Source organism: Bradyrhizobium sp. P3_C3, from assembly GCF_056402655.1.
The window spans coordinates 155,195-168,342 of sequence record NZ_JBFUGY010000014.1 but is presented as its reverse complement, the minus strand read 5'-3'; the positions used below and the strand labels follow the sequence as shown (position 1 = coordinate 168,342).

The window sequence follows — 13,148 nt, the reverse complement described above, 5'->3', positions numbered from 1 at the left end:
CCTTACGTCCTCCCCGGCCATTTGGCGCGGTAGCGGATTTCGCTGCCATCGGCGAGCCGCCGCCACGTGCCGAACTCCGGCGTATGCGGCGCCCGGGCCGTCAAGTCGATCGGATAGATCCGGCTCGGCTGGCCCTGGATGTAGACGGTGAGCTGCCGGTGCGAGGTTCTAAAGGCAAGCTCGACTTCGCCTGCGATGACAGGCTGCTCACCATCACGATAGAAGGCCGGGGGGGTCACTTCGCCCGGCATGGTGTTGAGGTCGGTCTGCAATTCGATTGCGATGCCCTGCGGTGACGTCGGCACCACGACGCCGGCCGGAAAGCGAACCTCGAACACGAGCAGTGGATTGCTGGCGTTCGGATTGAGCCAGGGCGTGGCGGTCGCATACGCGTAGACGGCGTAAGTGACACCGGCGGCGAGGCAGAGCAAGACGACGACGCCGAGTGACTTCAGGCTGTTGCGTGCGAGGCCGCCGCTATTGTGGTCCTTGCGTGTCGCCAGCTTGGTGGCGAGCACCAGGCCGATCACTGCGCCGATGGGGGCGATGGCGAACAGGGCGACCAGCCCCGTCGTGATTGGGTCTGCACGATTGCCGAAGCCGGTCAGCTCGAGCAGCCCGATCGTGGCGATGAAGCCTGCCGCCGCACCGGCGATGCCGGCGGCAATCCGCAGCGAACTTTTCATGTCTCCCTCGATGGTCCAGCAATGAACTGCCGCCGCCGAGGGCTGCCTGCGTTAGACGCAGCAGGCAGCAGACTTGTTCAATGCCTTGGAGGCGCGACGCGAAGCGGCGAGCTGCTCCGGCTGCGTCACTTCGCCACCACTTCCGGCACCCGGCCGGCCGGCGGGGTGTTGCGGCTGCGCTGGGTGCGCACGATGCCGTCGATGATGGTCATGCCGATGCCGGGGAGGTCGCCGAGCTGCACGCTCTCCAGGATGGTCTTGCCGGGCGAGTGCTGCGCCTTGTCCATGATGACGAAATCGGCCGAGCGGCCGACCTCGATCAGGCCGCAATCGAGCTGACGCATTCGCGCGGTGTTGCCGGTGGCAAGGCAGAACGCGATCTCGGCCGGGAGGTCACCGAGCGAGGACAGCATCGAGACGATGCGCAGAATGCCGAGCGGCTGCACGCCGGAGCCGGCCGGAGCGTCGGTGCCGAGGATGACGCGGTGCAGGTCGCCCATCTCGCGTGCGATGCGCAGCGTGAAAAGGGCCGAGCGCTCATTGCCGTTGTGAACGATCTCGAGGCCGCGCTTGCAGCCCTCGCAGATGCAGCGGATCTGGTCGTCGGGCAGCGCGGTGTGGCCGCCATTGATGTGGCCGACCACGTCGGTGTCGGCCTCCAGCACCACGTCCTTGTCGATCAGGCCGGAGCCGGGGATCGAAGGGCCGCCGGTGTGGATCGTGCTCTGGATGCCGTATTTGCGGGCCCAGCCGACCATCTTGCGCGCCGTCGGGCCGTCCTTGACGCCGCCGAGGCCGACCTCGCCGAGCAGCTTGACGCCGGCGGCGGCCAACTCCTTGAAATCCTCCTCGACCATCTCGCATTCGATCACCGGTGCGCCGGCGTGAACCTTCACGCCGCCCGGGCGCAGATTCCAGAATGCGCGCTGTGCGAAGATCGCCATCGCCTTCAGCCCGACGACGTCGCGCGGGCGGCCGGGCATGTGTACCTCGCCGGCTGAGATCATCGTGGTGACGCCGCCATGCAAATTGCTGTCGATCCAGCCGATCTGGTTCTGGCGCGGCGTCCAGTCGCCCGCCACAGGGTGGACATGGCTGTCGATCAGGCCGGGCGCGACCGTGGTGCCGTTGGCCTCGACGATGGTGGTCGCGCCTTCGGTGTTGAGGTCCTTGAAGCGGCCGATCGCAGTGATCTTGCCGTTCTCGGCGACGATGGTGTCACCGTCCAGGATCGGCTTTTCCAGGGCGCCGGACAGGATCAGGCCGATATTCCGGATCACGAGCTTCGAGGGTCCGGTGGCCTGGGGTGCGTCATGCGCCATGGAAGGGGCTCCTTGTTCCTAACTGCAACGCTCGCGATCTTGGGCAGCCTTGACCCCGGGAGCAAGCAGGATTATTCATTAGTACACGAATGATCGTGTACAAACGACGCATAGCTGCCCGCCTCGGAACCGCATTGGAAGCGACAGGGAAGGTGAGATGAGCAATTTCAATCAGGAAAGCGTTTTGAGCGTCCACCACTGGACCGACACGCTGTTCTCTTTCAAGACCACCCGCAGCCCGACCTTCCGTTTCCGCAACGGCGAATTCACCATGATCGGGCTCAAGGTCGGCGAGAAGCCGCTGCTGCGGGCCTACAGCGTCGCCAGCGCCAATTACGAGGACACGCTGGAGTTCTTCTCGATCAAGGTGCCGGACGGTCCGCTGACCTCGCGCCTCCAGCATCTGAAAGAAGGCGACGAGATCATCGTCAGCCGCAAGGCCACCGGCACGCTGGTGATCGACAATCTCGAAGAGGGCCGCAACCTCTACCTCATCGGCACCGGCACCGGCCTCGCGCCGTTCCTGAGCGTGATCAAGGCCCCCGAGACCTATGAGCGGTTCGAGAAGGTCGTGCTGCTGCACGGCTGCCGGCACGTGAAGGAGCTCGCCTATGGCGAGATGATCACCGAGACGCTGCCGAAGGACGAACTGATCGGCGAGTACATCCGCGATCAGCTGATCTACTATCCGACCGTGACCCGCGATCCCTTCCGCAACCGCGGCCGCATCACCGACCTCATCACGTCCGGCAAGCTGTTCGCCGATATCGGCCTGCCGCCGCTGGAAGCCGCCCATGACCGGGTCATGATCTGCGGCAGCCCGGCATTGGTCGCTGACACCCGCGTGCTCCTGGGYGAGCGCGGCCTCATTGAGGGCAATCACGGCGAGCCGGCCCAATTCGTGGTCGAAAAGGCCTTTGCCGAGCGCTGATCGCGGATTTTTCGCGCAATAAGACCGTATTTTCGCCGTTCGGCGGGCGTTGCGGCGCCGATTCCGCGCGCGATACACTGTGGGAACGAATCAGCGGAGTTCCCACATGGTTGCGGACAGCGACAGCAACATCGCCTGGCACCGGGTCCAGTTGAAGAAGAACCGCGCCGAGTTGAAGGCGCTCGAGACCGCGCGCTTCACGATGGGCGAGATCGCGTCTTCGAAGCGGGACGGGCAGACCCAGAAGGCGATCGCGGAACTCAAGCGCAAGATCGCGCAGTCCGAGCGCGTGATCGCCGATCACGACAAGCGCACGCGCCGCCCCCTCGGCACCGATCTGCAAAGCCTCGCCAACGGTAGCTGGAGCCATTGGGACGCCTACACCAATCAGCAGCGCAAGACCGGCCAACGCTCGCCGGGGCGCGGATAGGCTCTCTTCCTTTCGCGCGGTTCCGGCCCCTTGCGCGTCGCCGCGTACACACCATCTGGTTGAGGCGCCACCAACCAATACGGTGATCCCATGACACCGCGCCTCGATTTCACCAGCGAGGCCTTCTTCCGCGATCCGCCCAAGGCGATCGCGGCGCTGCGCGCGTCCGGCCCCGTGATCGCGACGCGATTTCCTCTGGTCGGCGATGTCTGGGTCCCCACGACCCATGACGCCACGGCGCAGGTCCTGAAGGACGGCACCACCTTCACGCTGCGCAAGGGGGACGGCAAAGTCGCCGGCCTGCGCTGGTGGATGCCAAAGCTGGTCACCACCATCGCCAACAACATGCTGACGATGGACGAGCCTGATCACACGAGGCTGCGCAGCATCGTGGACGAGGCTTTTCGCCGCCGCGCGATCGTGGCGATGGAGCCACGCATTCGCGCCATCGCCGACGGCCTGGCGAACGACCTGTTTGCCGATGGCAGCCCCGCCGACCTCGTCCAGCGTTACGCCCGCATCCTGCCGGTGTCGGTGATCTGCGAATTGCTGGGCCTGCCTGCGGCCGATCGTCCACGATTCATTGCCTGGGCCAACAAGATGTCGTCGCTGACGAATGTCGTCAGCTTCTTCCGCCTGCTGCTCGCGTTTCGCAAGATGCGCGCCTATCTCGAACGGCAGTTGCAGGTCGCCCGCGTGCAGGGCGGCGAGGGCCTGATTGCCGAGCTGGTTCAGGTCGAGCGTGAGGGCGGCCAGATCACGCCGGACGAAATGGTGTCGATGGTGTTTCTGCTGCTCGCGGCAGGATCGGAGACCACGACGCATCTGATCAGCGGCTCGGTCTACGAGCTCCTCAGAAATCCGGGCTTGCGCGATTGGCTGGAGCAAGACCGAAGCCGTGTCGGGCTCGCTGTCGAGGAGTTTTTGCGCTTCGTGTCACCGGTGCAGTTTTCCAAGCCGCGCTATGTGCGGCGGGATATCGAGCTTGCGGGCGTGCCGCTGAAAAAGGGCGATCGCGTCATGGTCATGCTCGCGGCGGCGAACATGGATCCGGCGGTGCATGACCAGCCCGAGCGGCCCGACCTCACGCGCAAGCCGAACCGCCACATCTCGTTCGGAACGGGAATTCACTTCTGTCTCGGCCATCAGCTCGCACGGATCGAGGCGGCCTGTGCGCTGGAGGCGCTGTTTGCGCGATGGCCGAAGCTCGGTCTCGCCGTCGATCCCGCGCAGATTCACTGGCGCAAGCGGCCGGGCATGCGTGCCATCGCGGAGTTGCCGGTCGTCGCGGTGGACAGTCAGCCCGTCGATTTCCGTGACGCCACGACATCGCGCTCCCAGCCGAACACGGATCGGCCGTCGAGATCGGGCGAGGCTTCACGCTCTCCGGCGATGTAGGCCTCGACCGACGGACCGCTGGCAGTCCGCTCCAGCCGCCGCGCCTGGTCGTCAAGGCGCTTGATCGCGTGCATCTCCTCCTCGCGCCCGAGTTTTGCGTTCTGGATCGCGCCCTTCAGCACGCGGATGGTCTCGTCATAGACCTTGATCGGGACGGGGTAGGGATGCCGGTCCTTGCCGCCATGGGCGAGCGAGAAGCGCGCGGGATCGTTGAAGCGATAGGGCGCGCCATGCACGACCTCGGCGACCATCGCCAGCGAGCGCACGGTGCGCGCGCCGACGCCGGGCGTCAGCAGCAATTCCGGAAAATCGACCGGGCCGCGTTCGGCCGCGGCGGCCAGCGTGCCGTGCAGGCGGCGCGCGAACACGTCCTTGGGCCTGACATCATGATGCGCGGGCATGATCAGATGCGGGAGCATCGCCTGCGCCGGCTCGGGCGCCGTCCCGACGAGGCGTTCGAATTCTGTGAGGATGCGATCGGGGCCGAGACCGCTCAACAGTTCGAGCTGCGCGGCGCGCGAGACATCGGCGCGGTGATCGGTGAGATTGACGATCTCGCCCTGCTGCGGGCCGTCGATCGCGCTATGCGGCGTGTCGACAAAACTCGTCAATGCTTCCGAATGCCAGTGATATCGGCGGGCCTGCCGCTTGTCGCCGTTCATGCCCTGTTGCACCACCGTCCATTTGGCGTCAGCAGTGACGAAGAAGCCGTGCAGATAAAGGTCAAAACCGTCCTGGACCGCGGCACTGTCGACCTTTGCGACCAGGCGACTGGCCCGCGTGAGGCTCGCGCCGTCGAAGCCGACGCGATCGCCCAGCTGCAACAGCTCGTCAGGCGTCTTGCGCGAATGCTGGCCGCGGCCGCCGCAGACATAGATGCCGAGCTCGTCCTGGAGCGGGCCTAGCCCGCGCTTCAGGGCGCCGATCACGGAGGTGGTTATGCCGGAGGAGTGCCAGTCCATCCCCATCACGGCGCCAAACGACTGGAACCAGAACGGATGCGACAGCCGCTGCAGGAAGGCGTCGCGTCCATAATGATGCACGATCGCCTGCGTGACGATTGCGCCCAGCGACGACATGCGGCTCGCAAGCCATGGCGGAACCCGCCCGGTGTGGAGAGGAAGATCGGCGCTGCCGGTTCGGCGAGTCATGATCGACGCAAGTTAGCGCAGTTCGGCGACGGTTGCATCGAGGGAATACGGTATTGGGCAGGGCGGGAGGACACCCAGTCCGCGAGCTACTCGCGCGTCGCCTTGGTTGCGCCGCGCAGGCCCGCTTGCTGCTGGATCGTGTCCAGCGCGCCGGACGACTGCTCGTCCGTCACGAAGCGGTTGAGCAGGGGAAGGGCATCCTCACGCCCCTTGGGGATCGCAATGGCCATATGCTCGGCGCCCCAATTGCCGTCGAGGATTCTCGCGCCCGGCATCTGGTCGGACATCTCGAACAGCGTCGGCTTGTTGGTGGCGTAAAGGTCGATCTCGCCGCGGCCGAACATGGCGATGGCGACCTTGACGCTTTCGGCGGGAACGATGGTCGCATTCCCAAACTTCGCCGGCAATGTCCGCTCTGAGGTCGACCCTTTGGTGACGCCGATCTTCACGCCCGGCCTGTCGATGTCCTCGATCCTGCCGATCGGCGAGTTCGCCGGGACGAGATAGCCGAGCTCGATCGCCAGCACGGGCTGGCTGAAGCTGACCTCGTTGGCGCGGGCCGGCGTGGCGTTGGTCACGGTGAAGTCGACCTGGCCGTCGTGGATCGCAGTGACGATGTCGGCGACGCGCTGAAACCTGACATAGTCGATGCCAACGCCGAGCCTTTTGGCCAGTTCGCCGCCGAGATCGTAGGCGAGGCCATGCGGCTTGCCGGCGGCATCCGTCACCATCGAGGTCGGGCTGCCCGGATAGATGCCGACACGCAAGCTGCCGCTCGGCGCCAGCAGTTTTGCTTCGCCATCGGCGCGCGCGGGCGCGCCGAGCAGGCCGGTCATTGCAAATGCGAGCAGGGCGGTGCGCGCAAATCGCCGGGAAGAGGTCCTCATGTGACGAGCCTCACTGCGCGCGGATGTCGGCGGCCTTCAGCACCGGCTCCCATTTGGTCGCCTCGGCGTGCATGTAGGCGTCAAAGTCCTTGGCGGAGGAGCCGACCGGCGCCGCGCCGATCTTGCCCAGCGTCGACAGCACGTTCGGGTCCTGCAGCGCCGCCTTCAGATCGGTATCGAGCTTCGCCAAGATCTCCGACGGCATCTTGGCAGGCCCAAGAACGCCCCACCAGACCGAGACGTCGTAGCCGGGGACGCCTGATTCCGCGACGGTCGGAACATTCGGCAGCGCCTTGGAGCGCTCGGCCGAGGTCACCGCGAGCGCGCGCACCGGGCCGCCTTCGAGCTGGCCGATCGCTTCCGCCAGCGGATTGATGCTGAGGGGGATCTCGCCAGCGATCACGGCGGTCAGCGCCGGTGCGCCGCCTTTGTAGGGGATCGCGACGATCTTGCTGCCGGACATGTATTTGAGCAGCTCGCCGGCGAGATGCGCGGAGGTGCCGTTGCCGGACATGCCGTAGGAGAGCTTGTCGGGCTCCTTCTTTGCGGCGGCGAGGAGGTCGCCGAGCGTCTTGTAAGGGCTGTCCTTGGCGACGACGATCGCAAGCGGCGAGGAGGCGACCTCGGTGATCGCCGTGAAATCCCTGAACGTGTCGTAGGGCACGCTCGGATAGATGAACTGGTTGAGCGGATGGCCGCTCGCGACCAGGATCAGCGTGTAGCCGTCGGGGGCGGCCTGCGTCAGCGCCTGCGAGGCGACGATGCCGCCGGCGCCTGGACGGTTGTCGATCACCGGCTGCTGGCCCCAGGTCTTCGCCAGCGCCTGGCCGAGCGTACGCGCAAGCACGTCGACGGCGCCGCCCGCCGCATAGGGCACAAGGATATGGACCGGCTTGCTCGGGTAATTGTCGGCGGCCTGCGCGGTGCCGCCCAGCAGCAGACCGGCACCGAGCATCAAACCGCCGATTGTCTTGTTTAAACCCAGCATTTTCCAGCACTCCTTGCGGGCTTTCGCATCCTGCCTCGGTGTTCCGAGCCGTCCGGACGTCGCCCATGGTTCTTGTTGACGAGACCTGATCTTTTGTACGATAGTACAAATCACATGGTACGCAAGCCCACCAGCAAGGAAACGGCCCGCAAGCCGAACATGCGCGAGGCGATCCTCGCCGCGGCCGAAGAGCTGTTCGCCACCAACGGCTTCAATGCCGTTTCGGTGCGCGACATCGCGCAGGCCGCCGGCGCCAATCCCGGCAGTGTGACCTATCATTTCAAGACCAAGGACGGTCTGCTGCTGGAGATCTACCAGCGCCATTGCGGGCCGATGAATTTGCGCCGTTCCGAGCTGCTCGCCGCAGCCAAGCGCGTGCGCGACCTCCAGGACCGGCTGGAGGCGATCGTGCGCGCCTATGTGGTGCCGGCCTTCACCTCGGGCAGCGATCTCGCCGGGGGCGGGGCGCGCTTCACGCGGCTGCGCGCCGTGATGTCCGCCGAAGGCAACGAGGTCGTGCGAAAAATCATCGCGCAGACCTTTGACGACACCAGCCATGCCTTCATCGACGCAGTCCACGAGAGCCTGCCGCATATTCCGCGCACCGACATCGTCTGGCGCAGCCACTTCCTGCTCGGCGCACTCTATTACTCGCTGGTGACGCCGGATCGCGTCTCGCGCCTGTCGCGCGGCGAGGCCGACGGCAGCGATGCCGCCAGCGCCATCGAGCAATTGGTGCAGGCCACCGTCGCCGCGTTCCAGGCGCCAGCGCTCGATCAGGCCGCGCCGGTACGGCGGCGGCCGGTCGTCAGCAGCAAGGCTTGAAAGAAGCGATCTCGCTCGGCGGTTCAAGTGATGACGATGATGTACACGCCGACCATTCCGCCGCCCGATCCGAACACGCGCACGCCGAAGTTCGAGCTGCCAAAGCTGTCCTGCGATGCGCATTGCCACATCTTCGGGCCCGGCGCGAAATACCCTTACGCGCCTGACCGTTCCTACACGCCGCCGGATGCGCCGCTGGAGGATTTTCGCGCGCTGCATGTCAAGCTCGGCGTCGAGCGGGCCGTCATCGTCAATGCCAGCGTGCACGGGACCGACAATACGGTCGCGCTCGATGCGATCGCACAGAGCAATGGCGCCTATCGCGCGGTTGCCAACATTGACGACACCATCACCGAGCGTGGGCTCCAGGTGCTGCACGACGGCGGCTTCCGCGGCTGTCGGTTCAATTTCGTGCGCCATCTCGGTGGCGTCCCCGACAGAAACGTGTTCAACCGCGTCATCGCGATGGTCGCGCCGCTCGGCTGGCACATCGATCTGCATTTCGACGCGATCGACCTGCCCGAATATGCCGACATGCTGGCAAAGCTGCCGCTGAGCTACACCATCGACCACATGGGTCGGGTGAAGGCGTCGGAAGGGCCGGACCAGCTGCCGTTCAAAATCCTGATCGAACTGATGCAGCGCGACGAAAAATGCTGGGTCAAGATCTGCGGCTCGGAGCGGGTGTCCTCGGCCGGGCCACCGTTCACGGACGCGGTGCCGTTCGCGCGCAAGGTCGTCGAGACCGCACCCGACCGTGTCATCTGGGGCACCGACTGGCCGCATCCGAACGTCAAGGTGATGCCGAATGACGGCGACCTCGTCGACCTGATCCCGCTGTTCGCGCCGGAGCCGGAATTCCAGCAGAAGATCCTGGTCGACAATCCCGCGCGCCTGTTCGGGTTCGACGAATGACGGTGCTCGCGATCGATACGTTGCTTATCAAGGAAAGAGGGGAGTAGTCCCATGAAGACAGGTCTCGTGATCACCGCCCATCCCGGCGATTTCGTCTGGCGCGCCGGCGGTGCCATCGCGCTGCATGCGAAGAAGGGTTATCGCATGAAGATCGTTTGCATGTCCTTCGGCGAGCGCGGCGAGAGCCAGTTCGCCTGGAAGGAAAAAGGCGCGACGCTGGAATCAGTCAAGGCCGGCCGCAAGGACGAGGCGGAGCGGGCGGCGAAGCTGCTCGGCGCCGAGATCGAGTTCTTCGACTGCGGCGACTATCCGCTGAAGCTGACGGAAGCGCATTTCGATCGCATGGTCGACATCTACCGCGAGCTCAATCCGAGCTTCGTGCTGACGCACGCGCTGGAAGACCCCTATAATTTCGACCACCCGAACGCGGCGCATTTCGCGCAGGAGACCCGCGTGGTCGCGCAGGCGATGGGCCACAAGCCCGGCGCGCAGTACAAATATTCGGCGCCCCCGGTGTTCCTGTTCGAGCCGCACCAGCCCGAGCAGTGCAACTACAAGCCGGACCTGCTCCTCAAGATCGACGAGGTCTGGAAGGAGAAGTACGAGGCGTTCCAGATCCTCGCCGCGCAAAAACATCTCTGGGGCTATTACGAGCGCGTTGCGCTCAACCGCGGCATCCAGGGCAGCCGCAACACCGGCGTGCCCATGACCTACGGCGAGGCCTATCAGCGGCTGTTCCCGACGGTTGCGGAGGAATTGGCATGAAGCCCGTCGTCGTTCGCAATATCAAGCGTGCCGATCCCGCTGGCATGGCGGAGTACGGCGTCTCGACGGTGCACGAGGCTTACGGCCGTATCGGCCTGATGAAGCCGTATTTGCGGCCCGTGTGGCCGGGCGCAGCGATTGCTGGTCCGGCGGTGACCGTGCTCGCGCAGCCGGGCGACAACTGGATGATCCATGTCGCCGTCGAGCAGTGCAGGAAGGGCGACATCCTCGTCGTCGGCTGCACCACTGATAACACCGACGGCATGTTCGGCGAGCTGCTCGCGACGTCGCTTCAGGCGCGCGGCGTGCAGGGGCTGATCATCGACGCCGGCTGCCGCGACGTCAAAGCGCTGCACGAGATGAAGTTTCCGGTGTGGTCGCGCGCCGTCTCGGCCAAGGGCACGGTCAAGGCGACGCTCGGCTCGGTCAACATTCCCGTGGTYTGTGCCGGCGTCAACGTCGATCCCGGCGACATCATCGTGGCCGATGACGACGGCGTCGTCGTGGTGCCCAAGCGCTATGCCTCTGAAGTCGCCGAAAAGGCGAAGAAGCGCAACGCGGACGAGGGCGGCAAGCGCAAGCGGCTGGCCTCGGGTGAGCTCGGCCTCGACATGTACAGCATGCGCGAGGCGCTGGCGAAAGCCGGCCTCGTCTATGTCGACACTCCCGAGGACGTCTGAGCGGGACCAGAGAAGCGGAGCGGGCGGATGGATCGTCTCAAGTTGAAGGCCGTGCTCGGCAGTCACCCTCACGTGCAGGCGGTGAAGAGCGGCGAGCTCCGCTCCGACCTGTTCGACCTCGATTTCATCGCGTACACGCCGACCAACACGGCGTTCAAGCCGATGGTGCGCGAGCAGGCTTTCGACGTCTGCGAGATGGCCATCGTCACCTATCTGATGGCGAAGGCGCATGGCAAGCCGCTGGTGCTACTGCCTGCCACCATGCTCGGCCGCTTTCAGCATTCCTACGCGCTCTACAACCCTGCAAGGGGAGCGCTCGGGCCATCCGATCTCGAAGGCAAGCGCGTCGGCATCCGCTCGTTCACGACGACGACGGGCGCATGGATCAGGGGCATTCTCGCCAACGACTACGGTGTCAATCTCGACAAGATCCGCTGGATCACCTTCGAGGATCCGCACGTTGCCGAATATGTCGACAGCACCGAGCGTGCGCCGAAGGACAAGAAGATCTTGCAGATGCTGATCGATGGCGAGCTCGACGCCGTCCTCGGCGAGACCTCTGATCATCCTACGTTGAAGCCGCTATTCTCCGATCCTGCCGCAGAGGCTGCCAAATGGTACACCCGTCGTGGCGTCGTCCCGGTCAATCATCTCGTGGTCGTGACCGAGCAGCTTGCGAGATCGCGCCCCGACCTGGTCACAGGCATCTATGATCTCCTGAAGCGGAACAAGGCGCAGGTGGGACCCGCGGCGACGCCCGACCTCGTTCCGTTCGGGATCGAAGCGAACAGAAAACCGTTGGAGCTGATCGTCGACTACGCATTCCAGCAGGCGCTGATCCCGCGCCGCTATGCGGTCGAGGAACTGTTCGACGAGACGACGCGAGGATTGAATTGATGGCAGGTGATCCCAGGCGCTGGCAGATCGGGCTCGTCGGCTACGGCGAGGTCGGCAGGATCCTGGCCGAGGATTTGCGTCAGCAGGATATCAAGGTAGCCGCTTACGACATCAAGCTCGGAGGCGAGCACGGCGCTCCGCTGAAGGAGCATGCGGCGAGGTTCGGCGTGACGCTGGCGGTGTCTCACGCCGAGCTGACCGCGAAATCCGATTTCATCATCTCCGCGGTCACGGCGAGCCAGGCCGTGCCCGTTGCAAAAGCCTGCGCTGGCGCAATCAACCAGGGCACCTGGTTCCTCGATTTCAATTCGGCGTCTCCCGGCGCCAAGCAGCGCGCCGCTGCGTTGATCGACGGCGCTGCCGGACGCTATGTCGAGGGCGCGGTGATGACCTCGGTGCCGCCTTATCGCATCAAGGTGCCGCTGCTGCTCGGCGGCCCCGGCGCGAGGGAGCTGGAGCCACTGCTGAACGCGATCGGCTTTGCGGTCAAGGTCGCGAGCGACAAGCTCGGTGTGTCCTCCGCGGTGAAGATGTGCCGCAGCATCATGATCAAGGGCCTGGAGGCCATGGTCATCGAGAGCTTCACCACCGCGCGCGCCTATGGCGTCGAGGATGCGGTGCTGGCCTCGCTCGCTGAAACCTTTCCCGCGATCGACTGGGAGAAGCAGGGCGCCTATTGCTTCCAGCGCGTGATCGAGCACGGCCGTCGCCGTGCCGAGGAGGTGCGTGAAGTCGCGGAGACCGTGCGCGAGGCGGGGCTGACACCTTGGTCGGCGCAGGGCACCGCCGAGCGCCAGGCGTGGGTCGCCGATCTCGCTGACGAGGGCCTGTTCGGCATCAAGGGGACGAAGGAATTTGCCCGCAGCGCCGATTGGCGCACCGAGGCGGATCGCATTCTGGCGAAGATCAAGCGCTGAGATCCAGCGCGCATTCAGCTCAAGACTCTGCTGCCGCCGCGTAGTCCGAGAGTTCGTCGCGCGCGAGCTCGATCAGGCTGATCAGGCTCGTGGCTTCGCGGACGACTTCCGTGGTGCGCTCGGTGCGGAACTCGGTGAGAATCGTGCGAATGCATTTGTCGGCCGTATCGAGCGTCAACAGCGCGCGGGCCATGTCGTCCTGCGTGTGGATTGCCGATATGTCGATGCCCGACAAGACTTCGCCGATGCCGGTCAGTCGCTTGATGGCCATCTCGGCGGGCGTGTTGGCCCGAATGGAATGGTAATCGATGCTGCTGAATGCGCTGAACATTTCATACTTCCCCAAGAGAACGCAG

15 protein-coding genes are annotated in these 13,148 nt (G+C 65.1%); 9 read left to right on the top strand and 6 right to left on the bottom strand.

Annotated elements, in window-relative coordinates:
* Positions 1-2: 2 nt before the first annotated feature.
* Both AC1DW2_RS18730 and AC1DW2_RS18725 read right to left on the bottom strand, forming a co-directional pair.
* Positions 3-686 carry a hypothetical protein gene (locus tag AC1DW2_RS18730; protein ID WP_477006888.1) on the bottom strand — a complete coding sequence of 228 codons (684 nt, stop codon included), beginning with the start codon at positions 684-686 and terminating at the stop codon, positions 3-5.
* A 125-nt stretch (positions 687-811) separates the two neighbouring features.
* Complete coding sequence (locus AC1DW2_RS18725) at positions 812-2,008, bottom strand: amidohydrolase family protein (protein ID WP_477006887.1); 1,197 nt, start codon at positions 2,006-2,008, stop codon at positions 812-814.
* Positions 2,009-2,165: 157 nt separating this feature from the next.
* Here AC1DW2_RS18725 and AC1DW2_RS18720 point away from each other — a divergent pair, with 157 nt between their 5' ends.
* From AC1DW2_RS18720 to AC1DW2_RS18710, 3 genes are all read left to right on the top strand, one after another.
* A complete protein-coding gene (locus AC1DW2_RS18720; RefSeq protein WP_477006886.1) occupies positions 2,166-2,939 on the top strand; it encodes a ferredoxin--NADP reductase in 774 nt (257 codons plus the stop codon).
* Between the two features lie 106 nt (positions 2,940-3,045).
* Positions 3,046-3,369, top strand: coding sequence for a hypothetical protein (locus AC1DW2_RS18715; RefSeq protein WP_477006885.1), 324 nt, complete (start codon positions 3,046-3,048; stop codon positions 3,367-3,369).
* A 90-nt stretch (positions 3,370-3,459) separates the two neighbouring features.
* Positions 3,460-4,767: a cytochrome P450 family protein gene (locus AC1DW2_RS18710; protein WP_477006884.1), complete on the top strand. Its 1,308-nt coding sequence runs from the start codon at positions 3,460-3,462 to the stop codon at positions 4,765-4,767.
* On the opposite strand, the gene AC1DW2_RS18705 is transcribed toward AC1DW2_RS18710, so the two are convergent.
* From AC1DW2_RS18705 to AC1DW2_RS18695, 3 genes are all read right to left on the bottom strand, one after another.
* Positions 4,668-5,918 (bottom strand): DUF763 domain-containing protein, encoded by a 1,251-nt coding sequence (locus AC1DW2_RS18705; protein ID WP_477006883.1) that lies wholly within the window; start codon positions 5,916-5,918, stop codon positions 4,668-4,670. The two genes, AC1DW2_RS18710 and AC1DW2_RS18705, sit on opposite strands and share 100 nt — an antisense overlap.
* A gap of 86 nt (positions 5,919-6,004) precedes the next feature.
* A complete protein-coding gene (locus tag AC1DW2_RS18700) occupies positions 6,005-6,805 on the bottom strand; it encodes an ABC transporter substrate-binding protein (RefSeq protein ID WP_477006882.1) in 801 nt (266 codons plus the stop codon).
* 10 nt (positions 6,806-6,815) lie between these two features.
* The gene (locus tag AC1DW2_RS18695) at positions 6,816-7,793 is read right to left on the bottom strand and encodes a tripartite tricarboxylate transporter substrate binding protein (protein WP_477006881.1); all 978 of its coding nucleotides are present in this window, start codon (positions 7,791-7,793) and stop codon (positions 6,816-6,818) included.
* 114 nt (positions 7,794-7,907) lie between these two features.
* Here AC1DW2_RS18695 and AC1DW2_RS18690 point away from each other — a divergent pair, with 114 nt between their 5' ends.
* The 6 genes from AC1DW2_RS18690 to AC1DW2_RS18665 are packed head-to-tail and all read left to right on the top strand — an operon-like array spanning position 7,908 to position 12,792.
* Complete coding sequence (locus tag AC1DW2_RS18690; RefSeq protein ID WP_063983940.1) at positions 7,908-8,618, top strand: TetR/AcrR family transcriptional regulator; 711 nt, start codon at positions 7,908-7,910, stop codon at positions 8,616-8,618.
* Positions 8,619-8,648: 30 nt separating this feature from the next.
* Positions 8,649-9,533, top strand: a complete 885-nt coding sequence (locus tag AC1DW2_RS18685) for an amidohydrolase family protein (protein WP_477006900.1) — start codon at positions 8,649-8,651, stop codon at positions 9,531-9,533.
* A 51-nt stretch (positions 9,534-9,584) separates the two neighbouring features.
* Complete coding sequence (locus AC1DW2_RS18680; RefSeq protein WP_027517331.1) at positions 9,585-10,298, top strand: PIG-L deacetylase family protein; 714 nt, start codon at positions 9,585-9,587, stop codon at positions 10,296-10,298.
* A complete protein-coding gene (locus tag AC1DW2_RS18675; RefSeq protein WP_477006880.1) occupies positions 10,295-10,978 on the top strand; it encodes a 4-carboxy-4-hydroxy-2-oxoadipate aldolase/oxaloacetate decarboxylase in 684 nt (227 codons plus the stop codon). Before AC1DW2_RS18680 ends, AC1DW2_RS18675 begins: the two co-directional genes overlap by 4 nt.
* Positions 10,979-11,005: 27 nt before the next feature.
* Complete coding sequence (locus AC1DW2_RS18670; RefSeq protein ID WP_477006879.1) at positions 11,006-11,875, top strand: substrate-binding domain-containing protein; 870 nt, start codon at positions 11,006-11,008, stop codon at positions 11,873-11,875.
* Positions 11,875-12,792, top strand: coding sequence for a DUF1932 domain-containing protein (locus AC1DW2_RS18665; RefSeq protein ID WP_477006878.1), 918 nt, complete (start codon positions 11,875-11,877; stop codon positions 12,790-12,792). The genes AC1DW2_RS18670 and AC1DW2_RS18665 overlap by 1 nt, the downstream gene beginning before the upstream one ends.
* Before the next feature lie 19 nt (positions 12,793-12,811).
* Here AC1DW2_RS18665 and AC1DW2_RS18660 read toward each other — a convergent pair whose 3' ends face one another.
* Positions 12,812-13,123: a hypothetical protein gene (locus AC1DW2_RS18660; RefSeq protein WP_071915057.1), complete on the bottom strand. Its 312-nt coding sequence runs from the start codon at positions 13,121-13,123 to the stop codon at positions 12,812-12,814.
* Between the last annotated feature and the right edge of the window lie 25 nt (positions 13,124-13,148).

Coding starts and splice junctions, on each gene's coding strand:
- AC1DW2_RS18685 (WP_477006900.1), top strand. CDS start 8,649: ATGACGATGATGTACACGCCGACCATTCCGCCGCCCGATCCGAACACG.
- AC1DW2_RS18680 (WP_027517331.1), top strand. CDS start 9,585: ATGAAGACAGGTCTCGTGATCACCGCCCATCCCGGCGATTTCGTCTGG.
- AC1DW2_RS18705 (WP_477006883.1), bottom strand. CDS start 5,918: ATGACTCGCCGAACCGGCAGCGCCGATCTTCCTCTCCACACCGGGCGG.
- AC1DW2_RS18710 (WP_477006884.1), top strand. CDS start 3,460: ATGACACCGCGCCTCGATTTCACCAGCGAGGCCTTCTTCCGCGATCCG.
- AC1DW2_RS18665 (WP_477006878.1), top strand. CDS start 11,875: ATGGCAGGTGATCCCAGGCGCTGGCAGATCGGGCTCGTCGGCTACGGC.
- AC1DW2_RS18730 (WP_477006888.1), bottom strand. CDS start 686: ATGAAAAGTTCGCTGCGGATTGCCGCCGGCATCGCCGGTGCGGCGGCA.
- AC1DW2_RS18690 (WP_063983940.1), top strand. CDS start 7,908: ATGGTACGCAAGCCCACCAGCAAGGAAACGGCCCGCAAGCCGAACATG.
- AC1DW2_RS18670 (WP_477006879.1), top strand. CDS start 11,006: ATGGATCGTCTCAAGTTGAAGGCCGTGCTCGGCAGTCACCCTCACGTG.
- AC1DW2_RS18695 (WP_477006881.1), bottom strand. CDS start 7,793: ATGCTGGGTTTAAACAAGACAATCGGCGGTTTGATGCTCGGTGCCGGT.
- AC1DW2_RS18660 (WP_071915057.1), bottom strand. CDS start 13,123: ATGTTCAGCGCATTCAGCAGCATCGATTACCATTCCATTCGGGCCAAC.
- AC1DW2_RS18700 (WP_477006882.1), bottom strand. CDS start 6,805: ATGAGGACCTCTTCCCGGCGATTTGCGCGCACCGCCCTGCTCGCATTT.
- AC1DW2_RS18715 (WP_477006885.1), top strand. CDS start 3,046: ATGGTTGCGGACAGCGACAGCAACATCGCCTGGCACCGGGTCCAGTTG.
- AC1DW2_RS18725 (WP_477006887.1), bottom strand. CDS start 2,008: ATGGCGCATGACGCACCCCAGGCCACCGGACCCTCGAAGCTCGTGATC.